This is a genomic window from Novosphingobium sp. BL-52-GroH (assembly GCF_044813085.1).
In the GTDB taxonomy this organism is placed as follows: Bacteria; Pseudomonadota; Alphaproteobacteria; order Sphingomonadales; family Sphingomonadaceae; genus Novosphingobium.
In genome coordinates, this window is the sequence record NZ_CP171151.1 from 368458 (window position 1) to 394538 (window position 26081).

The window sequence follows — 26081 nt, forward strand, 5'->3', positions numbered from 1 at the left end:
ATCCATGGTGCCGCCATCGCAGGAGACGGATTTTGGGGACCATCATCGACGTGCATGCGCACGCCATGCCACAGGAATATGCGCAGTGCCTGATCGAACTGGGCGTCAAATTCCCGGTCATGCCTCCTCCGCCGCCGGGCGTTGTCGTACGGCCGATCGCGCCGATGCGCGACACCGATGAAGATCTGGCCGCGCGGATCGCGCTGATGGACAGCGCCGGCGTCGGCGCGCAGCTTCTGTCGCCAACCTTCGCGCCCTATCTCAAGGAGGCTGACGCCGCGGCCCAGGCTGCGCGCAGCATCAACGATGCGCTCGCCGCGCTGGTCGCTCGGGCACCGGGACGGTTCCACGCCTATGCGTCGCTGCCGTTGCCGCATGTCGAAGCGTCGCTCGCGGAGTTACGACACGGGCTCGACAAACTGGGTATGATCGGCGTGACGCTGCAAACCGCATGCGACGGCCGGTCGGTGGCCGATCCGATGTTCGACCCGATCTATGCCGAACTCGACCGGCGCAGCGCCGTCCTGTTCCTGCATCCCAATGTCAACGGCCTGTGCTCGCACCTCGTGACCGACTGGAAACTCGCTTCGGCCGCCGGCCCGACACTGGAGGATGTCGTCGCGGCGATGCACCTGATCGTCGCCGCCATCCCCAGCCGCTTCCCCAATGTGAGGATCATCGTCCCGCATCTGGGCGGCGCGCTCGCCACGCTGGTCGCACGGCTGGACAACCAGCTGCCCTTTTTCGCCGAGCTGCCCGAGCCGCCGTCGGTCACCGCACGGCGGCTCTATTACGACACCTGCTGCCACGGGTCGGCCCCCGCGATGCATGCGGCGGTCTCCGCGTTCGGCACGGATCGCCTGCTTCCCGGCAGCGACTATCCGCTGCTGACACTGCATGAGGAATATGCGGAAACCTTCGCCTTCATCGAGCGGATCGGCCTGGCGCCGGCGGACGCGCAGGCGATCCTGCACGACAACGCCGCCACGCTCTTTCCGAAGGTCAGCGCCCCGTAAACACAGGCGGCCGCTTCTCGCGGAACGCCGCCGCCGCCTCGCGCCGGTCCTCGCTGGTCAGCAGCAGCGCGAAGGCGGTCTGTTCCAGCTCCAGTCCCGCCGCCAGCGGCGAGGTGGCGGCGGTGTGCGCGGTCCGCTTCGCCGCGATCACCGCGTTGGGCGGCATCGCGGCAATCCCCTGCGCGATCTCCAGCGCATGCTCCAGCAACGTCTCACGGCTGTCGGCGATGCGCGTGACGAGGCCGATCCGCAACGCCTCCTGCGCGTCGATCACCCGGCCCGTGATGAGCATGTCAAGCGCCGGGCCAAGGCCGACCACGCGCGGCAGCCGCTGCGTCCCGCCGCCGCCGGGGATCAGCCCCAGCTTCGCCTCGGGCAGTGCGAACCGCGCATCAGGCGATGCGATGCGGATGTCGCAGGCCAGCGCCAGTTCCATCCCGCCGCCCATGCACGCGCCGTGGATCGCCGCCAGCACCGGCTTGCGCGCCGTCGCCACCCCTTCGATCCAAGGATTGAGCCCCATGCGATGCAGCGCCTCCAGCGGCGTTTCCGCCCCGCGCTGCTCCTTCACATCGGCACCGGCGCAAAAGCCGCGATCGCCGTTTCCGCTGATCAGGATGACTCGAATCCCGGTGTCACGGTCGAATTCGGCAATCGCATCGGGCAGCCCGGTGCGGATCGCGTCGTTGACGGCGTTGATCTGGCCGGGACGGTTCAGCGTGATCAGGCCCACCGTGCCGTCGCGCGCGACCTGGACCGCAGGCTCAACTTGATGGTTCATCGTAACTCCTGTGAATGGGCGCCGCCATCATGCCTCCATCGGCGCGCGTGGCCGTGGCAGTAGCAGGAAGGCGAGCGCCGCCGCCCCCAACAATGCCGCTGAAAGAATCAGCGCCGCGAAATAGCTGCCGCTGCCGTCGCGGATCGCACCGAACGCGAGCGGGGAGACGGACGCCCCCGCCACCGTGAGCGCGTAGATGATGCCATAGACCCGCCCGAACCGCGCCATCCCGAAATAATGCGCGACCAGATAGGCCATCAGGTCGAATTCGGCGCCGATCGACAGGCCGATCGCGATCGAGCCGAGCCAGGCGAAGCGGCTGTCGGCGAAGGAGAACAAGGCGAGCAGGATCGCCGCCATCAGCATGATCGCCGCAGCGAAATGCGGGGCGAACACGCGATCGACGATATAGCCGGACAGCAATCGACCGCCGATCAGGAAGATGCCCGTCAGGCCCGCGACCGACGCCGCCTGTTGCGGCGAAACGCCGCGGTCGATCAGCATCGGCACATAATGGATGATCAGGCCCGTCGCCGCATAGGCGATCAGTGGAAAGGCGATCGCCATGACCCAGAAAGGCAAGGTGCGCAGCGCATCGCCGATCGTCCCGCCATCATCGGCGACGACACCCACCTGCTCGCACTTGATCGCATCCCGCTCCTTCTGCGAGCGCAGGATCGGCCACACGACAAAGGGATAGGCGAGCAGGATGATCGCCGCGACCGCCAGATAGCCCGCGCGCCAGCCCAGCGCGGCGACGACGGCGGCGACGATCGGCGGCCCGAGCAACGCGGCGAGGCCCGTCCCCGACAGCGCAATCCCGAGCGCCAGCCCGCGATTGCGCACGAAATGCGTGCTGACCACCTGTGAAAAGGTCAGCGTCGTGACCCCCGTCCCGGCCAGCGCGAGCAGGCCGAACAGCAGCCAGTAATATTCGACCGAGCCGCCGATCTGCGACAGCAGCACGATCGGCACGAGCATCAGTGCCAGTGAAATCGCGATCACCCGCGCTTCGCCCAGGCGATCGTTGAACAGCCCGACCAGCGGCGAGGTCAGTGCGAAGATGATCGGCACAATCGTCTGGGCAAAGGACAATTCGGTCCGCGACCAGCCGAATTCGCGCTCCAGCGGCGCATAATAGATGCCTGCCGTATAAGTGACCAACGCCTGGGGCCCGACCAGCAGGCCGATGATGCAGGCGAGCAGGATCGCCCAGGATCGGGCGAATTCGCCAGTTGAGGCGGGCGTGGCGGAATCCCTCGTCCGACTCATGACAACTATTCCCTCACCAGATTGTCTCTCGCCCCAAGCTAGCGATGCTTTTCGCCATTCGCCAGACGTTTCGCGTCGATGGCAGCGGATTCCCGGCGCACGAAAACGCCGAGCCCGCGCGCGAGCCCGGCCGTGCAGATCACGCAAAGCCTAGTTCGCGACCTTGTTGTGGTCCGGTACGCCGACCGACGCGACCAGCGAACGGCATTGATCGACCGTGGCGTCGAGCAGTTCGATGACATGCCCGTCGGGGTCGGTGGCATAGACGAAATGATGTCCCCCCCATGGCCGGATCGGGAATTTGCTGTCCCCGCCAGCCTGCCGGATTGCATCGACCGTGCCGGGAACATCGTCCACCCACACGCACAGGTGCATCAGTCCGGCTTCATATTGTCTTGTGTCGCCGGTCGGCAGTCCGGGCACGAACTGAAAGATCTCGATCGCCCAGTCGCCGAACGAGATCACGCGGTTCAACCCGCGTGTCCCGGCCGGCGCACCAAAGATGCTGGCAACGAAATCGGGCGCCAGTTCCAGCTCGATCACCACTTCGCCGCCGAACACCTCTTCATAGAAACGTGTCGACCGATCGAGATCGGCCACCCGTAGCGCGATGTGATGATAGGCGTTGCGGATCGTCAACGCTTCATGACCGCCTGGGTATAGCCGTCGATATAGCTCAGGAAAAACTCGTGCCAGCCGCGCGGCGGATATTTGCGCGCCTCGCCGGGCGGGACCGCGCCGGGAACCGGATCGTTTACCGCCTCGTCATTGGGGTTGATGAAGACCGGCATGGAGATACGGTCCTCGGTCGGCGCCTCGACGCGGTGGGGGGTGGCGAGGTAACGGCCGTTGGTCAGCTGGTTCAGCCACTCGCCGGTATTCACGATCAGCGCTTCGGGCGTGTAGGCCGCGTTGATCCAGTTGCCGTCCGGCGTGCGCACCTGCAAGCCCGGCACCGGCGAAATCGGCAGAAGCGTCAGGAAGCTGTGGTCGCTGTGCGGCGTCACGGCGTTCGCCGCGGTCTTCTTCATGAAGTTATTGCGCGAATACCATTCCAGCTTGTCGAAATCCTTCGCGAAATAATCGCGCGGCAGGTCCAGCGACAACGCATAGACCTCGATCAGCTTGAGGCCGAGATTGACCATCTCGCTGTGATATTTGCTGACGATTGGGCGATAGTCGGGCAGCAGTTCCGGGTTCGGCCATTTGTTCATCGCGCGGTGGCGCATGCCCGACACGACCTTGGGGTCATCCGCCTCGCGCTCGCGCAGGAAGGTCCAGCCGCCCAGCTGCGACCCCTGCTCGCTTTCGCCTTCATAGCCGGGTCGCACCGCGACGATCGACTGCATCGGCCAATAGCCCTGCATATGCCCCTGAAACTCATAGGGGCGCCGCGCTTCTTCGGGCAGCGCGAACAGCTTGCGGTTCTGGTCATAGGCCTGCTCGATCAGCGCGGGATCGAAGCCGAAATTGACGATACTGTAAAAGCCCAGCGTTTCCTGGATCAGCCGGATATCGGCGGCAAGCTGCAGCTCGGCGCCCGGCTCCCCGGCGATGAACGCGCCCAGATCGAGCACGGGCAGGGCGCGACCTTCCTCGATGACGCGAACCACCTCGGGGCTGGGCGCGGGAAGGGTTTCAACAAGCTGGGTCATTTCAGTCGCTCCGGGACGGGTCAGTCGGCTTCGTAATCGGTGATGGTCAGTTCATCGACATTGGGCATCAGCACCGCGCCCAGCTCGGCGTGGAGCGGGTGCGGCCCATAGCGGTCAAGCGTTGCGCGATCGCGCATCCTTACGATCAGGATGCTCTGGATACCCCGGCCAAACGCGGGCTGGGCAAGGCCGAGATTGGCATGGAGCTCGACCGATTCCACGCCTTCGATCCCCAGCAGCACGGGCGCCTTCGCCTTGATCGCAGCGATCTGGTCGGGGGTCGTCCCCGGCTTCCAACGCGCCAGCACCAAATGCGTCAGCATGTCAGGCGATCCGGCCCGCATAGGAGGTCGCGGGGTCGAGATGCGTGCCGTCCTTGCGCCACTGCCGGATCGCGCGGCCGATATTGGGGTCGATTTCCATCGGCCAGCGGCGGCCGTGCGGGTCGCTGACCTTGACCGTCAGGCGACCGACGCCCTCGACTTCCAGCGTGGTCGTCTCGCCATCCTGCATCGGACCCAGGCCCTGATGGTTGGTGCCGCACGCGATGATGTCGCCCGGATACAGCCGGGTGATGTGCGAGGCATAGGCGATCAGGTTGCGAATCTGATGTTCCATGTCGCTGGTATGGTATTCCTGACGCGGCTGATCATTCTGCCACAGGCGCACGGACACATTCTGCGGATCGGTGATCTCGTCGGTCAGCGTGATCCACGGCCCCATCGGACAGAAGGTCTCGAAGCTCTTGTCGATGAACCCGACGCCCATGCCCATGCCGCGCGCCGAAACGTCGATGATGCCGGTATAGCCGAACACGACGTCCAGCGCGTCTTCGGCCGCGACGTCCTTGCATTCCTTGCCGATAACGACCGCGATCTCCGCCTCGTGATGGAAAATCTTGGCGTCATCCGACGGCAGCACGACGGTGCCGCCGGGATCGAGGATCGTGGACGACGCCTTGAGGAACAGGCCCAGCGGGCGTGCCGTACCCTCCAGCCCCTCATGATAATTGCCCATCGCGAACAGCATCTGCACGGGGCGCTGCACCGGCGCGCGCAGCTGCGCCTCGGCGAGCGGGCGACCGGCGCCGGTCGCCGCTTTTTCAATCGCACCGCGGAACTCGTCAAAGCTCTCGATCAGCGCATTCATCCGGTACAGGCCCGGCAGCGCCATGATCGCTGGCAGCGCGGCCGACAGGTCGACGACCTCGTCGCCCCGGATCACTGCGGGAATATAGTCGTCGATCAGTCCGATTTTCATGTGAATTGCTTTCCAGGCTAGTCGCGGGAGGGGCTTATTGCGGCGCGAAGGCGATGGCGCGGATCTCGCCGAATTCGCGCTTCACCTTTTCCCAGCTGTCACCGCCGTCGCGGCTGATATAGATATAACCGTACATCGAGCAGGCGACGATCGTTTCGGGATCTTCGGGATGCACTGCGGCCCAGTACATCGTGGTGTTGGGCGGGACCGGCAGCTGCAGTCGCTCCCAATTATGGCCCTTATCCTTGCTGCGGTAGATGGCGCCGTTCTTGCCTGGCGTGAAATCCCCTACGGTCACGAACACCGTATTGGGATCGTCCGCCTTGATCACCGTGCAGCGGCAATAGCTGACGATGTCGCGCTCGATCGACGTGGGTTCGCGGTCGGGGAACGGCTCGAACACATGGCGGTTGAAGGTCTTGCCGTCGTCATAGCTGACCTGCACGCCGCGCGGCGTGGCGATGTAGAGATTGCCCTCCGGCCCGATCGCGAAGCCGTGAATATCCTCGAAGATATTGGCGGCCAGATCGGGATCGGACGGCCCCAGCTCGTCGGTCTTGGTCCAGCTCTGGCCGTCATCCTTGCTGTACCACAAGCCGCCGATTTCGGCACCGGCCCAGATCGTCTTGGGATCGCGCGGATCATAGGCGACATGGGTGATATGCGTGGCGCCATAGCCCGAACGCCCGACCAGCGGGTGCTTCAGATTTTCCCAGGTCTTGCCGCGGTCGCGTGTGCGATACACCGCCTTGTCGGTTTCGAACGGTGCCGCACCGACCAAGATCGTGTCGGGCTCGGTCGGATGCCAGGTGGTCGACCAGACGCGCATGCCGTTCAACGGCGAATCGATGAACTCCCAGCGCTTGCCGCCATCCTCGCTCAGATGGATGCCCGAATCGCTGCCGCCGATCACGTGGTTCTTGTTGAACGGGGAGACGTTGACCGACCGGAACTCGATCCACGGTGCCCAGGGGGCCACCGGCATTTTGAGCACCGACTGTTCCCACGTCCGGCCGCTGTCATGGCTCCAGAAAGTGCCGGAACCGATCGTGCCGATCACGATGTTGATGTCGTTCATTCTGAATATCCTCGCATGTCTTTCACGGCGGCGTTCAGCCGACCTTTTCCTTCAGAAGATGCGGCATATGTGCCTCCACCGTGCGGCGAATGCCGTCGCGCCAGTCGACCTGGGTCGGCCCCACCAGCGCCTTGCGCTTGGTGCTGTCGGAGACATAGGTGTCGCGCGTCGTCGGGCTGCGCACGAACTCGACCGGCAGGCCGGTAATCTCTGACACATAGCCCATATATTCGGGCATGGTGACAACATCGTCCCCGCCCAGATTGACGACCGTCGCCGGCACCGACGCCGCCGCCCAGAATCCGGGCATGAACCGCGCGATGTCGTCGGTGTGGATCAGGCTGCAATGGTTCTCGCCATCCAGCGGCGCCTCGATCGGCTGGCCCTCGACCATGCGCTTGAGGAACAGGATCGGCACCCCACCCCAGCCATATGGGCCGTAGATCACGTTGGGGCGCACGATCGTCGTAGGCAGATCGTAGAGGCGTGCAAGGGCGCGGGCGACGCCTTCGCTCGCGATCTTGCCGACGACATAGGGGCCCATCGACGAATGGTCGCCGCCCAGCGCGTCGGTCTCGACATAGGGATAGTCGCGCGCGTTGCGCTTGTAGACGCCCATGGTTGACACGAACACGAACGATTCCGCGTTTCGACAATGCGTCATTAGTCGCGCCACGGAAATGCCGTTGGTCTCCACCGAATCGTCATAGCTGCTGGTTTCGCGCAGCATCGCGGTGTGCAGCACATGGGTGAAATCCGTCGGCAGGCTGTCGACGCCTTCGCGCGCCATGTCCCACGCGACGGTCTTGATCCCCTGCGCCTCCAGCGCTTCGCGCACGGGCTGCTCGAACTCGTCGAACAGGGAGGAAACCCACACCTCGTTGTCCGGTGCCAGCATCTCGGCGACCGGGCGACCCATCATGCCGGCACCACCGGTGATCAGGATTTTCTTGCCAAACAACATGGCCATTCACTCTCCCCGACTCAAGCGCGGTCCTGCCGCGCTGCTGGGGCGAGCTATTCAACAGCCGTTGAAACTTGTCAATGCGGAAGCATGCCTAGTTGTTTAGTCCCGGCATCTGGTGGATCGGATCGACGATGAAGCGTTCTGGCTCTGACGGCCAAACCCTGGCGATGTATTCGTAGGGCGTGAGGCCGCTGAGCGTCTTGAGCCGGCGGGCGAGTTGTAGGCGGCCATGAAGTCGGCGAGATGCGTCCGGAGCTGGCCGTAGCTGTCGTAGTGGAAGCGCTTGACGGTGGCTTCCTTGATGGTGCGGTTCATCCGCTCGACCTGGCCGTTCATCCACGGATGGTTCGGCTTGGTGAACCGGTGCTCGATCTCGTTTGCCTCGCAGATCATGTCGAAGCGCATCTGGCGCGACCAGGCGGTGTTGCGGTTGCCAGGTTACTCGGCGAACTGGATGCCGTAGCACATTGGGAAACGCCGGATCGGGAGCCGCTATGGCCCTGATGAAGACAAGGTCGCGAAGCGGCCGCCGGCTTCATCAGGGCAAGCCATGGCCGGCCAGCATGTGTCTAAAGTGAAGTTGTCGAGACAACACTTTGGAGGCCAACCGACCATGACCAAGCTCATCCCTACGCCTGCCGATGCCGTGCTGGTAGCCATCGATATGTCCAAGAACCGGCAGGAGGTTCTCATCGAGCGACCGGAAGGCGGGCGGCGCCGACGTATGACCGTTATGGCGACCAAGGAGGACTACGACGGCTTTGCCGAACAGCTCGCCGCCATCGGTCGTCCTATCGTCGTTGGATTTGAAGCGACTGGAAATTACCATCGCACGCTGGCGCACAGACTGCTGACCGCGGGGTTCGAACTGCGCCTCATCTCATCAGTCGCGCTCGCTCGAACCCGCGAAGCGCTCCATAATGGCTGGGACAAGAACGATTCCAAGGACGCGCAGGTGATCCTCCACATGCTGCGGATCGGCGCCACACAGCGCTACGTCGATCCGCTCGCCGCTGGGATCAACGACCTTCAAGAGCTGTCCAAGACCCACGAGGTCGTCTCCAGAATGAAGACGCAAACCTGGCATCGCATCTTGACCCATTACCTCCCCCTGTATTTTCCCGAGATGGCGCGCTTCGCCGGCAACAGTCGGTCGGATTGGTTCCTGGCGATGATCGAACGGTTCCCGACCCCAGCCAGCATCACCTCGCTTGATCGGGAAGAATTCTCTGCCGCGGTATGGCCTCTGATCGGGCGCAAGGTCTCCAAAGCCCGTTTGATCAACGATGTGTATGAGACCGCCCGCAGTTCTGCGGCGTTGCCGGTGCCCGAGGACTCGATCGCGATCACCATGTTTCGCATGGTCATCGCGCAAGGTCGCAGCCTCATACACCAGCGCGACGAGATCGAACGGCTCGCCCATGCCCGGCTTGCCGAGCATGTGGATTACCGGCTGCTGCGCAATATTCCTGGCATCGGTCCGATCAACGCCCTGACGATCCTGGCTGAGGCAGGCGACCTTCGCCGCTTCAACCATCATCGCCAGTTCCTCAAGTTCTGCGGCCTCGATCTTGCAACTTGCCAGTCCGGCACGTTTCGCGGTCGCACGAAGCTATCCAAGTACGGCAATGCGCGATTGCGTCGTACATTCTGGATGGCAGCTCAGGTCGCCGCGCGTCAGCGCGACAACAGCTTCCGCGACAAGCTCGGACGATACACTGCCGGGCACGCGGACGATGCCGATCGCCGCCGCAAGGCGATGACGGCGCTCACCGCCAAGATGGCGCGCGTGGCTCACGCCGTCGTCAAGACGGGGACAGAGTACCGGCCGTTCGTCGAACGGCCGGGTGCCAGGTGGAAGGACCCCTCTCTGCAAGTGCCGTGAGGGCGCGAAAGCGACCCTGTAGATAATGTTCGGGCCTTCCACCTGGGTGCGTATCTCATTCTAAGGACGGTGAGGACCACGGCTGCTTCGGCGCCGCTGGATCCTGTGTTTGCTATGGCAGAGAGCGATCCCGTTGACGGTGGAAGCCATCTGGCTCAGAATGCATGCCGTGCCGATCATTGTCGGCGCATAGAGACCTGCTGGCCAAATCTCGCCGTTGCTTCCCTACCCAGGACGTTGTCGGTGAGGATCGTGTGGATGCGGTAGGGAACGGCTTTCAGCAGATGTTCCAGGAACTCCCAAGCCGTGCGCCGGTCAGCCTTGTCGACCAGCTGAGTGACTGCGAACTTGCTGGTGCGGTCGATAGCCACGAACAAATAGAGCCTGCCTTCGGCGGTCTGAACCTCGGCGATATCCATGTGGAAGAACCCGATGGGGTATCGCTTGAAGCGCTGGCGCTTGGGCCTGTCGCCTTCGACATCGGCAGGCGGGAGATGCCGTGCCGCTGAAGGCATCGGTGCAGCGCTGAGCGCGTCAGGCGCAGGATCGACGGCTGCAGGGCGTAGAGGCAGTCGTCGAGCGGCAGCAGCGTGTGGCGCCGGAACGCGACTACCATTGCCTCCTCGGCTTCCGTCAGGGTTGTTGAATGAGGGGCCTTCGGCCCGGTCTTCAGATCCTCGACCGTGGCCCCCTTACGCCACTTCGCCACCATCTTGGGATTGATCCCCAGCTCCCGGCTCAGCGTCGCCAGCGAAGCTGCGATCGCTGTATTGCGGCTCGGACGGCGTGCGTAGTCGTGGCGCTCCGTGGCGAACCTGTCCCATACGGCTTCCTTCCATTCCAACGAAACGATCGCACCATTAAACCGTGGGATCAAACACCTAGCGATCCGCTCCCGGCGCGGTCAACGCGCCGATGATGAACGCACGCGCCTCTACGGCCGCACGGGCGATGTCGCGCATATCGACCGCACCTTCCGACATGTTCGAGACGCGCGACGTCGAATGCAGCACCTCGATCACACACGCCGCCATGAAAGCGTACCGGAAGTAGAGCGAGCCTGGATCGACATGCGCCAGCGACCGCTGAAGCTCGCGGATGAAGACCAGGCTGATCTCGTCGACCTCCTCGCGCTGGTGGGTCAGCACGGGAGGTGTCGAGTTGATCCGGGCGGCGATCCGCCCCCAGTCGCGCCACCCCGTCGCCTTCGCCATCAGCCGCTCGAAAATGGGGTCGAGGAAGCAATCCACGATCACTTCGGGCGGAATTGCGTGCGGCGCGGCATCGCGGCGCGCCTGTTCCAGCCTTTTCAGCCGCTTGCGGTTGATCGCGAGATTCCGGCGCGAGAGGATCGCGATGTAGAGCCGCTCCTTTGAGCCGAAATGATAGTTGACCAGCGCGAGATCGACCCCGGCACGCGACGTGATCTCGCGCAGCGACGCACTTTCGTATCCGCGTTCGGCGATCACCGCCTCGGCCGCGCGCAATATGCTCAGCCGGGTGCGCACGCCCGAACGATGGCTTCGTCGTTCCGAGGCTTCCTTCTTCCTGCTGGCCAACCGGAACTCCCAAACAACGCGCTATGCTTGTCCCCGCATATCGTGCCCGATATGCAATTGACAACCGGGCGACAGCACCGCGCGATCCTGCGTCACCCGGCGTTCATTCTCGACATCGAATAATATTTCCGAATTCGGCCGAAAAATCGCATAACGATTCGACGACGAGATCAAATGGAGAGAATGCGTGCCCAGCAAGACCCTCAACATTGCCCTGCTCGCTCTCGGCCTAACGCTGTCGGGACAGGCGATGGCCGCCGAATGCCCGGAGGCGGATCGCAAGGAAACCGCGTTGAGCGGGGCGCCCGACAAGCCGACTGGTGCAACGCAGGGTGCATCGGCGGCGATCGACCTTGGCCCGGAAATCGGTGTCGCGGGCCGCGCGTTGCGGTTTCGCCAGGTGACACTCGCACCCGGCGCCAGTGTCCCCGCACACAGCCATCAGGGGCGGCCCTCGATCATGTATGTCCTCTCGGGCGAGGCGACCGAATATAGCAGCAAATGCCGGATCGCGGTGGTTCACAGGGCAGGCGACACTATCCGCGAGATCGGCGGCTTTTCGCATTGGTGGAAGAATGCCGGCACGGTGCCCACGGTGCTGATCGTCAGCGAGGTCGCGCCGACTCAATAGCGACTCGGCCCACGCCGTCGGGGGCGTTGGCGCATCAAGGGATGATGCCGGTCGGCACCTGCCCGCGATCAGGCGTGTCGTCGCGCCAGCGCACGGATCCGACGGGGCGCTCCAGCAAGCGCGTGATCCGCGTTTCGCCGACGATGCCGTAGCGATCGGAGATTTCCGTCACCAGCACCAGTTCGGCGGCGGTCAACCGGCTGCGATGACGCAGATAATCATGCCAAGTCGGGCAATGAAAGCGTTCGACCCAGCGCTCCGCATCGCCGATGTCGCGCGCCAGCGTCCACGCGCTCACACCGTTGCGGCGACGCAACAGCCGGATCTCGAGCATGGCCTCGTAGAAGCCGCGCGCCTCTTCCTTTGGCACGCGGAATTCGATCTCGATCACGATCGGCCCGCTCCGCCCCGTCAGTGCCAGATCGATCTGCGGGTCGTCGAATTCGCGGAGAGATGCGGTTGGATCGGGAATGTCTTCGGCCGCTTTCAGCCAGCGCCCGGCGATCGACAGAAGCACCAGCGTCAGGCCAGACGCGCCGAGCGTGACCGAAATCGACGTCTGTTCGGCGACATAGCCCCCCAGCCAGCTGCCCATTGCAAAGCCGCCCGCCGCCGTCGCCTGAAACGCCGCCAGCGCCCGCCCGCCGACCCAGCGCGGCGCACCGATCTGAACGGCGACATTGAGCGAGGTCAACGCCTGGGTCCACACCGCGCCGATCAGGATGAGGACGATCGAAGCCGCCCAGATATTGTGACAGAATGCGAGGACAACGACCCCGATTCCGGTCAGCGTCACGCCGCTCTCGACGGGCGCGCTGCCCAGCCGCGCGCGGAACTGGTCGATGAACAGCCCGCCGACCACTGCTCCCCCGCCATAGCTTCCCAGCAGGATCCCGAAGACCAGCGGCCCCCCGTTCAACGCATATTTCGAGATCAACGGCATCAGGCCGACGATCGACGCGAGGCAGCTGCAATACAGGAAACTGCGCACGATCACGGAGCGCAACGCCGCCGAGTGCGCGATATACCGAACCCCGGAGACGATCGCGCTTCCGACGCGCTCGGGCGGTAGGCGCGGCTTTTCCGGCACGCGCTTCCAGCGCCAGAACGCGGCCAGCATCGGCATATACAAAAAGGTGGAGACACAGAATGCCGCTGCGGCGCCGGCCAGCGCCACGATGGCGCCGCCCACCGCCGGGCCGAAGCTGCGCGCGATATTGAAACTGATCGCGTTGAGCGTGACCGCGCGCGGGATGACCTCCCCCGGCACCTGTTCCGAAACCAAGGATTGCCAGGACGGCGTGTACGTACTGGTGGCGATGCCGAGCAGAAAGCAAAGGCCGAGCAGTAGCGGCGGCGTCATCAGATCGGTCACGGTCACAAGGACGATCAGCACATTGACGAACGCGGCGCCGCCCAATGCGATCATCCCGATCTGGCGCCGATCATAGCTGTCGGCGATCGCACCGGCGGGCATCGCGAACAGTAGATAGGGAAGCATCAATGCCGACTGAACCAGGGCCACCTGCTGCGGGCTGTCGGTCAGCAAGGTCATCGTCCACGCGGCGCCCACGCCCGCGATCATCAGCGCCAGGCTTGCCAACAGGCTGCCGAACCAGATTTCGCGGAAATTGCGATGCCCGAGCGGCCCGACCGGAGGCGCCGGCGGGCGCGTTGCAGATCGATCGCTCACGTCGATACCCTAGATCGCACAACGGTGCCCGGCAATGCCGTTTCGCGGCACTCGCGAATGCGGCCCCGCCCACAAGGGCGGGAATATTCGGTATTCAGAATTATGTTCCACGTCCGGGATTTTGAGATAGTGATTGCCGCAAGCCATGCGGGCACGTGGATCGCAGGCGAACGGACAGGCGGGAGGGGCGAATGAAAGCTGCAATCATCGATCGCGCGGGTGAGGCGCCGCATTACGGCACCTTCCGGAAACCGGAGGCACAGGAGGGTTCGGTCCTGATCCATGTGGACACGGCGGGCCTGGGCGGCTGGGACGTGCTGGGCATGTATCAGTTCGGCGTCGATTATCCCTGCGTCCTGCGTGGTGAGGGCGTCGGGCGACTCGACAATGGCCGGCGCGTCTATTTCGGCGAACGCGCCCACCCGCCCTTTGGCGCCTGCCGAACGGGTGGTCGTCCCGCGCGCGGAGGTGTGGGATGTGCCCGACGCCGTGGACGACGCGCTGGCGATTACCATGGCGATTGCCGGGACGGGCGCATGGGCGCCGCTCGATCAGGCCGGCGTGAATCCGGGCGACAATGTCCTGATCGTCGGCGGCACCGGTGCGATCGGCCAGATTGCGCTGCAGCTCGCGCGCATCATGGGCGCCGGTCATGTCGTCGCGGCGGCGCGCAGTCGGCCCGCGCTGAACCGGCTGGTCGCGCGCGGCATCGCCGATGCGGGTGTGGCGCTGGGCGGGCCGGATGATGTCGCGGCGCTGGCTGCGCAATCGAATGGCGGATTCGACGTGGTGCTGGACATGGTCGGTGGACCACCACTGCATGCGGCGATGAAGGCGACCCGCTGGGGCGCGCGGATCAAGACGATCGGGGTGGGCGCCGGCGATCAGATGAACTTCAACATCCGCGACCTGCTGTTCCGCTCGCTTGCGCTGGTCGGCACCGGGCAGCGGCCGCCCGCCGAGCGCGAACACACGTGGCTCCACCTGCTCACCCTTGCCCTCGAACATGATATCCGGGTGGACCATGACGTCTATCCGCTGGCGGAGGTTGCGAACGCCTGGGCCGCACAGGCCGGCAGCCCCCACGCGAAGGTGCTCGGCAAGGTCCGATAGCTGCCTCGCGGCGCTGCCGCAGGGCCAGCCCCTGAAAACAAGATGCCCGCCGCACGAGAGTGTGCGGCGGGCATTGTCACCACAGAGCCTGTCCTCAGACCGGCACTGCCATCGCGTCGGCAGCCGGCACCTGGCAGCGGCCGATATCGCTCTCGTCCTTGTGGAACAGCTTGAGCGCGTTGATGTAGCGGATCTTGTCCTTGTCCTCGTCCGAGATCCGCAGATCGGCGGTCATGTCGAACCGGATCGCATCGCTGCCACCGAAATTGGTGCCATAGACCAGCTGGTCTGCACCGATCAGCTCGACCATCGCCTGTCGCATCGGCAACGCGTGGATTTCCGGATCGAACCAGAAATTCTTCATATAGTGCATCATGTCGTGCTTGTTGTGGCGCACTTCCAGGTTCTTGTTGCACTCGTCGAGACGACCCAGCTGATAGGGCACGAAGCCGCCCGCATGGGTGATGTAGACCTTCAGGTCCGGGAACCGGTCGAGCACGCCGCCGCACACTAGGTTCCAGAAGCACTGGCTCTCGTCATAGTTCATGCCGACTATCGCGGTCGTCTCGTAGCGATCGTTGTTCGCCTTCTCGCCCCAGGTCACCGACTGGTTATAGCCATGGACGAAGATCGGCAGGTCGAGATCGCACATCGTCTTCCAGACGATGTCGAGTTCCGGCGAGTCGAACTCGAGCCCGCCGAAGTTCGCGCCACCGGCCGACAGGCCGACCGCGCCATATTCCTTCACCGCATGGCGAATGATGTCCGGGCAGGCTTCCGGCACGTTGAGCGGCGCATGCGCCCAGTAGAACAGGCGGTTGTCGCTGTCCGCGCAATATTGCGCCGCGACCTCGTTGAACCGCTCGGACAGCCGGATCGAGAATTCGGCGGAAGTCCAGTACATGTAGCAATGCGACGGGATCGACAGCACCTGCGCGTCCTGGCCGGCCGCATCCATGCTCTTGAGGCGATTGCGGTTATCGCGCGCCATCTTCCAATATTCTTCGAGGCGGGGCGCGGTGCCGGCGGCAACCGCGGCGCGGCGCTCTGGCTGGCCAAGGGTAAGGATCCAGTGTCCGACCTTCAGGCTGAAATCGCCATTGTTCTTTTCCTGAAACTGCGGGCCCCAGAACGGATCCTGATCGTAGAAATCAGGATGGACGATATGGGCGTGGAGGTCGATCAGCATCTTGACTAAATCCTCTCTGAGAGCTGCTTTAACCGGGCGCGTTCGCGCATGTGCGCAGGGTAACGCGGAAGGCCTCCCCTTGCAAAATTTTTCTTGAAATGAAATCGAATTCTTTCACCAGAACGCGAACCGCTATCGAAGTCCGATCCGTTCGATCCTGGGCAGCACAAGCCGCTGAAATCGCTCCAGACCGACATGATATTGCGGCCATGCCAGCAACACACCATCCAGGCCATAGCTGCTCAGCCGCGCGAGCCCTTCGGCGATCTGGTCCGGCCCGCCCATCAGGGTGCAGCCGGTATCGCCCGCGATCAACTTCTCCAGATAACGTCGATATTCCTCGGGCGGCATGGGCGGCGAGGTGACGTTGCGGACGCGCGCATGATGCTCGGCCTGTGCCCAGTCCCCCTTCTCCTCGACAAAATAGTGATAGAAGTCGTCGGCATCCTGCTCGGTCTCGCCATCAATGACGCTGGCATAGGTCCATACCTGGATCTCGCGCCCGAATTCCTCGCGCGCCAGCCGGCGGTAATCGGCGACCTGCGCCGCGATCTCTTCGTTGATCCCCTTGGGCGCGATGAACACCATGTCGCAATGCGCGACCGCGAAGCGTTTGCCGACCTCCGACACGCCAGCATTCATGATCGGCGGCCGCGGACGCGCCGTCACGTTCAGGTTCAGCGCCGCCCCCTTTACCTGATAATATTCGCCGGTGAAGTCGAACGGGTCGGGCGATGTCCATAGCCGCTTGATGATCGTGACCCATTCGGCAGCCTGGGCGTAACGATCAACATGCGTGCCCGCAGCGCTCGCGCCGAACAGGTCGATCTCCGACTGCATCCAGCCGCACACGATGTTCAGCGCAAAGCGCCCGCCGCTGATCTGGTCGATCGTCGCGCCCTGTTTGGCGGCGACGACCGGGTGGAGGCTCGCGACGTGCGAGGTGGAGAACAGCAACGGGTTTTCCGTGACCGCCGCCAGCGCCGCTGCCCAAGTATAGCTTTCCAGCGTATGCCGCCCGTACCACCGGCCGAGCGGCACGATCGCCTCGAACCCCGCCGCATCGGCAAGTTTCGCGGCGTCGAGGGTGGAGGGCCAGCTCGCCGCGATCTGCCCCTCGACCTTCGAGACGATGAACCCGCCATCCGAATTCGAGCAGAATGTCCCCAGTTTCAACTTGCGGTCGCTGAATAGCTTGTGGCCGGAAGCGCGGAACAGGTCGAAATCGTCGGACATGGCTGCCCTCACACCGTTAGAAGCTTGCAGATAGCGACACCCCGTAGGTGCGTGGCTCCCCGAGCACGATCGAATTGAAATTCGCGCCCGCCAGCGATCCGGTCCGGCCCGCAAAATATTCGTTGGTCAGGTTCTTGCCGAACAGCGAGAAGGTCAAGTCCGAGTTCCGCAGCTTGTACGAAATGCGCGCGGCGAGCAGGCCATAGGCTTCCTGCGTGACCGCCGCCGCTTGGAATGCGCTGTACGGAACCAGCCCAGCCGCGCCAACCGAACCGATGTTCAGGAAATTGACCTTCGATCGCCAGTTATAGTCGGCGTGCAGCTCGATCTCGCTGCCATCCGACAATTCGATCGGATAGTCGCCGCTGACCGCCCAGGTGACCTTGGACACTGCCGGAACCGACGTGTCCTTGTACGGGCCAGCCGTGAATTCCGGCTCGATCAGGCCGAGCGAGCCCGACAGGCGCAGATCGCCCAGCAGGGCCGTCGCCTCGAATTCGGCGCCGTAGATCCGTTCCTTGCCCGCATTGACGACGGCGATGACGATCGACGGCGTGCTGGACAGCAGCGAGTTCTGCTGCACATCGCTGTACAGCGAGTAGTAGCCCGAAGCGGCGAATTGCAGCCTGCGGTCGAACAGCGAGAGCTTCGCACCGACTTCCCAGCTGTCGACCTTCTCCTCCTTGAACGGGGTGAAGAACGTGACGGTGGTGCCGGTCGGCTGCTGATGCCCGCCGGCGCGGAACCCGCGTGCGAACTTGGCATAGAGCAGGCTGTCGGCGTCCGGCTTATAGTCGATGCCGACCGTGAACGGCACGGTCTTGAACGTGATCCGTTTCGGGCTGAAGCTGCACTTCACGGCATCCGTCGTCAGGCCGAGCGTCGCATAGGGACAGGTCTGCGCGCCGATCGCGCCGGCCGGCAGGTCGGCGGTGACGGTGTTGGCAAAGGCGGCCGCGACCGGGAAGAGCGGACGCCGATAGGTGATGTCGCGGTGATCGACGACATAGCGCAGGCCGCCGGTCAGCCGGAGGCCGGGCGTCACCTCATAGGTCAGCTGCGCGAAGGCGCTGAGCGATTCATTCTCCGGGATCAGTTCATTGACCTGGATCGTCGCGCCGGCGCGGACGAGTCCGGTGTTGCGGACCTTTTCACGAAAATAATAGGCGCCCGTCACCCATACCAGGCTCGAATCGGCCGACTCGCCGGTCAGCTGAAGCTCCTGACTGAACTGGTCGCCCACAAATTCGAATTCGAGCACATCGACCGTCGGCAGCGGCGTGCCGTCCTGATCGTTCGCGCCCTGGAAGTCCATGTTGCGGTAACCGGTGATCGACTTCAGTTCGGCAAATCCCAGATCGACGGTTGCGATCCCGGTCAGCGTGTAGATTTCCGATTGGTTGAGCGGATTGAAGCCCTGCTGGCTGACCCGACTGCCCTTGGGCGCGACATAGGGCGCATAGGCGGCGGGCGACGTGCCAGGCAGATAGTCGCGCAGTACCCACAGCGACTGGTGGTTCTTGCCCGCATAATAGTCGCCGATCAGGTCAAAGCGAACACCCTCGGCAGGATCGGCGCGCAGGCTGGCGCGGACGAAATTGTCGTTCTGATCCGCCACATCGCCGAAGCGCGCGTTTTCGCCCCAGCCGTCATGCTGGACATGGGCGAGCACGACCCGTGCGGCCAGCTTGTCGTCGACCAGCGGCAGGTTGGCGATGCCCTGGGCGGTGATGGCATTGTAATTGCCATAGGCCAGCTTGAGCGAACCGCTGTGCTCGTAACTCGGCTTGTTGGTCGCGATGTTCAGCGCGCCGCCGATCGTGTTGCGACCGAACAGCGTGCCCTGCGGCCCACGCAGAACTTCTGCCGATGCAATATCGACCAGCGCGAAGTTGCTGCCCTCCGACCGCGCATAATAGATGCCGTCGACATAAGTGCCGACCGCTTGATCGACATTCGGAAGCACGCCGCCCGGGGCCACACCACGAATGGCGAGGATCAGGTCGTTATTGCCGTAGGGCGTAGCCGAGAAGGTGATCGCAGGCGCGTTCTGCGTCAGCGCCTGGACGTCGCCGATCTGGCGCTTCTCGAGTTCGGCAGTGCCGAACGCGGTCACGGCGACCGGGACGTCCTGCAACCGCTCCTCGCGCCGCTGGGCGGTGACCACGATGTCCTGCAGCCCCTGAGCCTCCTCGGCCTGCTGCGCGGGCGCCGCGGGTTGCTGCTGGGCCTGAGCAACCGCCGCAAAGGGCGATGTCAATGCAGTGCCGATGATCAGCGCGCGACGAAAAATCTGCATTGGAAATCCTCCCTGGCCGCCGCTCTCCGGGCGTTGGTCAGGCCCAGCTAACCAGCGAGCCCTGCCAACGCAAGTGGTATTCTTTTTTCAGATACATATTCTGTATCAAGATGTACTTTGGCGACATTTTTGCGCGGTGGCCGCTTCAACCTGCCATCGCTTCCTTCCGCCGCCCGACTTCGGCGTAGGGGCGCTGGCTCGCCACGGCGACGATCAGGCCCAGGAGCGCGATCGGGAAGCCGACGATCGCCAGCGACAGCCCAACCGCCGACTCGTCCTGGAACACATAGTCGGTAATCAGGGCGACGGCGGTCGGCGCCAGCGCGATGCCGCCCAGACCCGCGATCAGCAGATAGATGGCGACGATCTGCCCGCGCATGCGATTAGGCACGACTTCCTGCACCATCACCGGCGCGGAGCTGTGGCCCAGTACCGACGCGAACAGCATCACGCCCAGCACCGCCAGGCTCAGTTCAGCGGTGGGCATCAGACTCCAGATACCGGCAGTCAGCACCGTGATGAGCATCGACACCTGCATCACGCGAAGCCGGGCGGCCGGAATGCCGCGCGCGACCAGCCAGTCCCCGAAGAACCCTGACGTCAACGTCCCCAACATGCCACCGCTGGCGACGATGATCCCCAGAGTCACGCCGATCTGTTGCGGCGGGATCCCGAACGTCCTGCCATAATAGGCGACCGCCCAGTTGACTGCCGCATAGCCCACGATCGCCAGCGCCGTCGGGCACAGAAAGATCGGCCACAGCGCGCCCATGTTGCTGCGCATGAACGCGAACAATTCCTTGTACGTCGGAGTCTGCGTGCCGCCATCGCTGCCGATGACCGTCTCGCGCCGCACCGGTTCCCTGACCAGGAACAGCAGCGCCGCGAGGAAGATGCCCGGCGCGCCCGCGATCAGGAACGCCATGCGCCATGGCTCGAACGAACCCAGCAAGGGCACTTCCGCCCCCGTCGGCGGGATCATCTTGAGGATCAGGCCGCCGATCAGCAGCGATGCCCCCTGCCCGATCGCCAGCGACAGATAATAGACCGAGATCGCCCGCCCGCGCCGGGCCGGCGCGACATAGTCGGCGATGATCGAATAGGCGGCCGGGGCCAGCACGGCCTCACCCACGCCCACGCCCATGCGGGCGATGAACAATATGGTGTAGCTGTTCGCGAAGGCCGTCAGTGCGGTCATCGCGCTCCACACGATCACCCCCCCGACGATCAGGTTGCGGCGGTTGGTGCTGTCGACCAATCGCCCGAACGGCAGGCCCATCAGCGTGTAGATCAGCGCGAAGGCATAACCCTGCAACAGGCTGAACACGGTATCCGAAATCCCGAACTCGGCCTTGATCGGCGCGACCAGCAATGCCGGGATCTGGCGATCAAGCTGCGACAGCAATGTCACCACGAACAGGATCGCGACAACCGACCATGCCTGCCACGCAGGGGGATAGGGTGCTTCGTGGCGGGCTGTGGCGCCCGGGCCGGCTTCGTTCGACATATCCACTCCTGAGCCTTGTCAGCACTTTGTCTATCCGAACCCGGTTCCGGGCCCCCCCGTCGTCCGTCAGATGCTCCAGCCACCACACACGAACAGCGTCTGTCCAGTGGTGTATCCGGCCTCGTCGGACAGGAAATAGTTGACCGCGGCCGCGACCTCGCCCCCCTGGCCGAGCCGGCCGAGCGGGACGCGGCTCATGTCCTTCTGGGTCTGTGGGCTGTCCGGCGGATTGTTGCGCACGAACATCTCGGAATGGATGAATCCGGGTGCGACCGCGTTGACGGTGATCGCGCTGTCGGCGAATTCGAGCGCCCACGACCGCGTCAGGCTCTCCACGGCGGCCTTGCTCGACGCATAGATCGACGTCCGTTCACGCCCCAGCATCGCGCGGCTGCACATGTTGACGATCCGCCCGCGCCCGTTTGCGCGCATCGCCGGCAGCACAGCCTGTGTGACCTTGATCGTCGCGTTGACGTTCAGCTCATACATTGTGCGAACGGCGGCGAGATCGACGTCCTCCAGCGCGGCGCGGTCCGATGCACCGGCGTTATTGACCAGATTGTCGACGCGGTGATCGGCCAGAATTGCCGCCATCGCAGCCGCCGTGGAGACATCGTCCGCCAGATCGGCGCTGTAGAAATCACCCGCAAAGTCGGGAATCGGGCGCCGCGCGACGCCGATGACATGATGGCCCCGTTCGGCCAGATACGCACAGAGCGCGGTCCCCAATGTCCCGCCTGCCCCGGTCACCAACGTCGTCGGCATCGCAATCCCCACTCTACCCTTTTCGCTGCCCGTTCAGAGCGTGCGAGCGATAATTTCGCGCATGATCTCCGAACTGCCGGCATAGATGCGCATGACGCGCGCATCCACCCAGGCCCGCCCGATGACATATTCGCTCATATAGCCATAGCCGCCATGGAGCTGCAGCAGTTCGTCGAGCACCACGCCCTGCACCTCTGCCCCCTTTAGCTTCACCATCGCCGCCAGTTCGGGGGTGAGTTCGCCCTTCAGGTGCAGCGCGAGGCAGGTATCGACAAAGGCGCGCAGCATCACCGACTGCGCCTTGGCGTCGGCCAGCTTGAAGCGCGTGTTCTGGAAATCGAACACCGACTGCTCGAACGCCTTGCGATCGCGGGTATAGGCGATGGTGCGCTCCAGCATCGCCTCGATCGACGCGGCGGCGCGGATGCCGACCACCAGCCGCTCCTGCGCGAGTTCGGTGAGAAGGTAGTAGAAGCCCTTATTCTCCTCGCCGAGCAGATTGCCGACCGGCACCCGCACATCGTCGAAGAACAATTCTGCGGTGTCCTGTCCGTGGAGGCCGATCTTTTCGAGGTTGCGGCCCTTCTTGAACCCCGGAGTGCCGTCCTCGACCGCGATCAGCGAAATGCCCTTGCGCCCCGCTTCCGGGTCGGTCTTGACCGCGACGATGACTAAGCCGGAATTCTGGCCATTGGTGATGAACGTCTTGCTGCCGTTGATCACATAATGGTCGCCGTCGCGGCGCGCGGTGGCGCGCACCGCCTTAAGGTCGCTGCCGATGCCCGGCTCGGTCAGCGCGAGCGCGCCGATCAGTTCGCCGGATGCGAGCCTGGGCAGGTAATTGGCCTTCAATTCCGCCTTGCCATAGCGCAGGATATAGGGCGCCATCACATCCGAATGCAGCGTGAATCCCACCGCCGTCGCGTTCACCCGCGCCAACTCCTCGATGATCACAGCGGAGAAGCCGAAATCCGCGCCGGCGCCGCCATATTCCATCGGGATCAGCGGGCAAAGCAGCCCCTGCTCGCCCGCCTTGCGCCAGACGTCGCGCGAAACGATGCCCTGCCGCTCCCACTCGTCATGGTGGGGCACGATCTCGGTCTCGACGAAACGTCGAACCTGATCGCGGAACATCTCATGCTCTTCGGTCAATACCGTGCGGGGAATCCCAACCATCAGTCGACGCGCTCCAAAATGGTGGCGGTGCCCAGCCCGCCCGCACAACAGATCGCCTGTAGCCCGTAACGGACGCCGCGGCGCTCCATTTCATGCAGCAGGCTGGTCATGATCCGCGCGCCGCTCGCGCCGAGCGGATGGCCGAGCGCGATCGCGCCACCATTGACGTTGAGCTTGTCAAACGAGACGCCGGTTTCCTGCATCCATACCAGGGGTACCGGCGCGAACGCCTCGTTGACCTCGAACAGGTCGATGTCGTCGAGTGTCAGCCCCGCCTTCGACAGCACTTTCGCGGTCGCGGCGATCGGGCCGAGCAGCATCAACGTCGGGTCCGACCCCACGGTCGTCACGGCACGAACGCGCGCGCGCACCTTCAACCCGCGCGCGCGGGCATTCTCCTCCGCCATCAGCAGCACGGCCGCGGCGCCGTCGGAAATCTGCGAGCTGTTGCCGGCGGTCACCTTGCCGTCGGGACGAAAGGCGGGCTTCAGCCCAGACAGCTTCTCGCGGCTGGTGTCGCGGCGGATGGTCTCGTCGTGCGACAGCGACTCGATCGTACCGACCGCATCGTGCTGGCGCCATTGCATGACCGGGACCGGCGCGATCTCACGGTCGAAATAGCCGGCATCGGTGGCGGCGGCGGCGCGGCGATGGCTCTCGCTCGCATAGTCGTCGAGCTGGTCGCGGCCGAAGCCCCATTTGTCGGCGATCCGCTCGGCCGCTTCGCCCTGCGAAATCTGCGGAAAACGCTCCTGCAGCGCCCAGCCGAATTGCTCGCCATAGATTTCCTTGTTGCCGCCCATCTTCACACGCGACATGTTCTCGGCACCGCCAGCGGCGACGATGTCGAACGCTCCGCTGGCGATCTCACCCACCCCCATGTGAATGGCAGCTTCGGAGGAACCGCAACGCCGATCGACCGTCGTACCGGGGATCGATTCGGGCCAGCCCGCCGACAACAGCGAGGTACGGCCTATATTGCCCGATTGCTCGCCCACCGCGGTCACGCAGCCCATGACGACGTCCTCGACCTCGGCCGGGTCCACGCCCGCGCGATCGGTGACCGCGTTAAGGACGACGGCACCCAGATGGTCCGACCGGATTTCAGACAGCCCCCCTCGCACCCGCCCAATCGGCGTCCTTGCGGCACCGATAATCGCAATTCCCGTCACGAATGACCCTTTCAACTTCAGAATTATCGAGCCATATGAGCGCACGGTCGGCGGAACGCAACGCCTAATGGCAATATGTCGCGGACATTCGGAGAGGATAGAATATGCGTGTGATCATCACCGGCGCGGCCAGCGGAATCGGCGAGGCAGTGGTGGAGCAACTACTCGAGAACGCCGAATCGCGCCTGTTGCTGGTGGATCTCAACGGAGACGGGCTGGCGCGTATCGCGGCGCAGCATGGCGATCGCGTATCGACACTGGCTGCCGATCTGTCCGCCCCGGATTGCGGGGAAGTGGTCGTCGCAACGGCGATGCGCGAACTGGGCGGGATCGACGGGTTGGTAAGCAATGCCGGCCTGCTCCCGCGCGGATCGCTGGCCGACGCCACGCTTGCGGATTTCGACCTGTCGTTCGCACTCAACGTCCGAGCAACCTGGCTGCTGGCGCAGGCCGCCTACCCGCATCTGCGCGCGAACGGCGGCAGCCTGGTCGCCACCGCCTCGATGGCGGCCAGCGACCCGACGCCGGGTTGCAGCTTCTATGCGCCCAGCAAGGCCGCATTGCTGATGCTGGTGCGGCAACTTGCGAATGAATGGGGTCCGGACAGCATCCGCTGCAACTGCGTGTCGCCCGGACCAACGCTGACCGGCATGAACAACGATACGTTCGCCGACCCGGAAAGGCGGCGCGCGCGCGAATCGACCATTCCGCTGCGCCGCATGAGCATGCCGGCCGATATCGCGCGAGCGATCGTGTTCCCGCTGAGCGACGCGGCATCTCAGATTTCGGGCGTCAATCTGCCCGTCGATGGCGGGCTGACCAGCACGCTGATGTCGGCGGGCATGGTGCAGCGCGCCTAGCACGGGATTTCAAGGAGAAGATCAGTGAAGCAGTTTGAGGGAAAGACCGCGCTCGTCTCGGGGTCGTCGCAAGGCATCGGCAAGGCCGTGGCGATCGAGCTGGCGCGGCGCGGCGCGGCCGTGACGATCAACTATCCACGCGAAAGCGATCGTCACAACGCCGATGCGGTGCTTGAGGAAATTGCCGCGTTCGGCGGCAAGGCCGTCGCCGTGATGGCCGACATCATGAAGGTTTCGGCGATCCTCGAGCTGTTCGACGGCGCGGAGGCGGCGCATGGAAAGCTCGATTTCGTAATCGCCAATGCCGGCGGCAATATCCGGCACGCCACCTTCCTCGATACCGATGAGGAGTTGTTCGACGCAGTGAACGCGCTGAACGCCAAGTCGACCTTCTTCATGTTTCGCGAGGGGGCGAAGCGGATGAACGACGGCGGGCGCCTGATCGGCCTGTCCTCCTCCACCACCCGCGTCGTCTATCCCGGCACGGGCGCTTATGCCGGCTGCAAGTCGGCGATCGAGATGTATTGCAAGACGCTGTCAAAGGAGGTTGGCCATCGCGGCATCACCGTCAACAGCGTGGCGCCCGGCATGACGGTGACCGAAGGATTGCAGGCGTCCACCGTTCCTGAAGAACGCTACGAACTGGTCAAGTCGATCACCCCGCTGGGGCGGCTCGGCGTTGCGCAGGACGTCGGAAACGTCATCCTAATGTTGCTGGGCGACGATGCCGGATGGGTCACGGGGCAGCATGTCAATGCGGGCGGCGGCGCGTTCCACTGATCCCGGTTCGCTATTTGCCAATGCATGGCGTCCCTTCTATGTGTTATTGACGTTGTCTTGCATCACCCAGTAACTGCTGTGGCGCAGGTCTGGTTGATCCCCCGGCGCGCCGGGTCAGAACAGAGGGAACCGAGCCAAATTGTCCGAAAGCAGTGATTTGCCCGCGACCCGAAAGACGCGCGGGTCC

The 26081-nt window shown here is 64.1% G+C and carries 21 protein-coding genes and 4 pseudogenes; 6 read left to right on the forward strand and 19 right to left on the reverse strand.

All coding sequences use genetic code 11. The features are described 5' to 3' along the window. Positions 1-32 precede the first annotated feature (32 nt). Positions 33-1016, forward strand: a complete 984-nt coding sequence (locus ACFFDA_RS11840) for an amidohydrolase family protein (RefSeq protein WP_404478856.1) — start codon at positions 33-35, stop codon at positions 1014-1016. Here ACFFDA_RS11840 and ACFFDA_RS11845 read toward each other — a convergent pair. The 9 genes and pseudogenes from ACFFDA_RS11845 to ACFFDA_RS11885 all read right to left on the reverse strand — a co-directional run. Then, positions 1003-1797 carry an enoyl-CoA hydratase/isomerase family protein gene (locus ACFFDA_RS11845; protein WP_404478857.1) on the reverse strand — a complete coding sequence of 265 codons (795 nt, stop codon included), beginning with the start codon at positions 1795-1797 and terminating at the stop codon, positions 1003-1005. The two genes, ACFFDA_RS11840 and ACFFDA_RS11845, sit on opposite strands and share 14 nt — an antisense overlap. A 27-nt stretch (positions 1798-1824) precedes the next feature. Then, on the reverse strand, positions 1825-3069 hold the full coding sequence (locus ACFFDA_RS11850) for an MFS transporter (protein WP_404478858.1): 1245 nt from the start codon (positions 3067-3069) through the stop codon (positions 1825-1827). A gap of 150 nt (positions 3070-3219) precedes the next feature. Then, the gene (locus tag ACFFDA_RS11855) at positions 3220-3708 is read right to left on the reverse strand and encodes a VOC family protein (RefSeq protein ID WP_404478859.1); all 489 of its coding nucleotides are present in this window, start codon (positions 3706-3708) and stop codon (positions 3220-3222) included. Beyond that, positions 3705-4724, reverse strand: coding sequence for an isopenicillin N synthase family dioxygenase (locus ACFFDA_RS11860; RefSeq protein ID WP_404478860.1), 1020 nt, complete (start codon positions 4722-4724; stop codon positions 3705-3707). Before ACFFDA_RS11860 ends, ACFFDA_RS11855 begins: the two co-directional genes overlap by 4 nt. A gap of 20 nt (positions 4725-4744) precedes the next feature. Next, on the reverse strand, positions 4745-5047 hold the full coding sequence (locus ACFFDA_RS11865) for a Dabb family protein (RefSeq protein ID WP_404478861.1): 303 nt from the start codon (positions 5045-5047) through the stop codon (positions 4745-4747). Position 5048: 1 nt separating this feature from the next. Further along, entirely contained in the window at positions 5049-5897 is an 849-nt protein-coding gene (locus ACFFDA_RS11870) for a fumarylacetoacetate hydrolase family protein (protein ID WP_404478863.1), read from the reverse strand. A 121-nt stretch (positions 5898-6018) separates the two neighbouring features. Beyond that, entirely contained in the window at positions 6019-7062 is a 1044-nt protein-coding gene (locus ACFFDA_RS11875) for a WD40/YVTN/BNR-like repeat-containing protein (RefSeq protein WP_404478864.1), read from the reverse strand. Positions 7063-7096: 34 nt separating this feature from the next. After that, positions 7097-8032 carry an NAD-dependent epimerase/dehydratase family protein gene (locus tag ACFFDA_RS11880; protein WP_404478865.1) on the reverse strand — a complete coding sequence of 312 codons (936 nt, stop codon included), beginning with the start codon at positions 8030-8032 and terminating at the stop codon, positions 7097-7099. A gap of 88 nt (positions 8033-8120) precedes the next feature. Continuing rightward, positions 8121-8428 (reverse strand): annotated as a pseudogene (locus tag ACFFDA_RS11885) (integrase core domain-containing protein); the annotation flags it as partial. Between the two features lie 214 nt (positions 8429-8642). On the opposite strand from ACFFDA_RS11885, the pseudogene ACFFDA_RS11890 reads away from it, so the two are divergent. After that, positions 8643-9936 (forward strand): annotated as a pseudogene (locus tag ACFFDA_RS11890) (IS110 family transposase). A 214-nt stretch (positions 9937-10150) separates the two neighbouring features. Here the strand turns inward: ACFFDA_RS11890 and ACFFDA_RS11895 are convergent. Together ACFFDA_RS11895 and ACFFDA_RS11900 are read right to left on the reverse strand one after the other, a co-directional pair. After that, positions 10151-10738, reverse strand: a pseudogene (locus ACFFDA_RS11895) (IS481 family transposase); the annotation flags it as partial. A 57-nt stretch (positions 10739-10795) separates the two neighbouring features. Further along, a complete protein-coding gene (locus ACFFDA_RS11900; protein ID WP_404478866.1) occupies positions 10796-11473 on the reverse strand; it encodes a TetR family transcriptional regulator in 678 nt (225 codons plus the stop codon). 187 nt (positions 11474-11660) lie between these two features. Here ACFFDA_RS11900 and ACFFDA_RS11905 point away from each other — a divergent pair, with 187 nt between their 5' ends. Then, positions 11661-12104, forward strand: a complete 444-nt coding sequence (locus ACFFDA_RS11905) for a cupin domain-containing protein (RefSeq protein WP_404478867.1) — start codon at positions 11661-11663, stop codon at positions 12102-12104. Positions 12105-12138: 34 nt separating this feature from the next. On the opposite strand, the gene ACFFDA_RS11910 is transcribed toward ACFFDA_RS11905, so the two are convergent. Then, positions 12139-13797 (reverse strand): MFS transporter, encoded by a 1659-nt coding sequence (locus tag ACFFDA_RS11910; RefSeq protein ID WP_404478868.1) that lies wholly within the window; start codon positions 13795-13797, stop codon positions 12139-12141. A 191-nt stretch (positions 13798-13988) separates the two neighbouring features. Between ACFFDA_RS11910 and ACFFDA_RS11915 the strand changes: the two are divergent. After that, positions 13989-14910, forward strand: a pseudogene (locus tag ACFFDA_RS11915) (zinc-binding alcohol dehydrogenase family protein). A 94-nt stretch (positions 14911-15004) separates the two neighbouring features. Here the strand turns inward: ACFFDA_RS11915 and ACFFDA_RS11920 are convergent. From ACFFDA_RS11920 to ACFFDA_RS11950, 7 genes are all read right to left on the reverse strand, one after another. Further along, on the reverse strand, positions 15005-16099 hold the full coding sequence (locus ACFFDA_RS11920; RefSeq protein WP_404478869.1) for an amidohydrolase family protein: 1095 nt from the start codon (positions 16097-16099) through the stop codon (positions 15005-15007). 132 nt (positions 16100-16231) lie between these two features. Then, positions 16232-17335 (reverse strand): LLM class flavin-dependent oxidoreductase, encoded by a 1104-nt coding sequence (locus tag ACFFDA_RS11925; RefSeq protein ID WP_404478870.1) that lies wholly within the window; start codon positions 17333-17335, stop codon positions 16232-16234. Between the two features lie 16 nt (positions 17336-17351). Next, on the reverse strand, positions 17352-19634 hold the full coding sequence (locus tag ACFFDA_RS11930) for a TonB-dependent receptor (protein ID WP_404478871.1): 2283 nt from the start codon (positions 19632-19634) through the stop codon (positions 17352-17354). Positions 19635-19779: 145 nt separating this feature from the next. After that, positions 19780-21141, reverse strand: a complete 1362-nt coding sequence (locus ACFFDA_RS11935) for a spinster family MFS transporter (RefSeq protein ID WP_404478872.1) — start codon at positions 21139-21141, stop codon at positions 19780-19782. Between the two features lie 66 nt (positions 21142-21207). Beyond that, positions 21208-21906, reverse strand: a complete 699-nt coding sequence (locus tag ACFFDA_RS11940) for an SDR family oxidoreductase (RefSeq protein ID WP_404478873.1) — start codon at positions 21904-21906, stop codon at positions 21208-21210. A 33-nt stretch (positions 21907-21939) separates the two neighbouring features. Beyond that, the gene (locus ACFFDA_RS11945) at positions 21940-23082 is read right to left on the reverse strand and encodes an acyl-CoA dehydrogenase family protein (protein ID WP_404478874.1); all 1143 of its coding nucleotides are present in this window, start codon (positions 23080-23082) and stop codon (positions 21940-21942) included. After that, complete coding sequence (locus ACFFDA_RS11950) at positions 23082-24254, reverse strand: thiolase family protein (protein WP_404478875.1); 1173 nt, start codon at positions 24252-24254, stop codon at positions 23082-23084. The genes ACFFDA_RS11945 and ACFFDA_RS11950 overlap by 1 nt, the downstream gene beginning before the upstream one ends. Positions 24255-24358: 104 nt before the next feature. Between ACFFDA_RS11950 and ACFFDA_RS11955 the strand changes: the two genes are divergently transcribed. Both ACFFDA_RS11955 and ACFFDA_RS11960 read left to right on the forward strand, forming a co-directional pair. Next, positions 24359-25114, forward strand: a complete 756-nt coding sequence (locus ACFFDA_RS11955) for an SDR family NAD(P)-dependent oxidoreductase (RefSeq protein ID WP_404478876.1) — start codon at positions 24359-24361, stop codon at positions 25112-25114. Between the two features lie 24 nt (positions 25115-25138). Next, entirely contained in the window at positions 25139-25894 is a 756-nt protein-coding gene (locus ACFFDA_RS11960; RefSeq protein ID WP_404478877.1) for an SDR family oxidoreductase, read from the forward strand. Positions 25895-26081 lie beyond the last annotated feature (187 nt).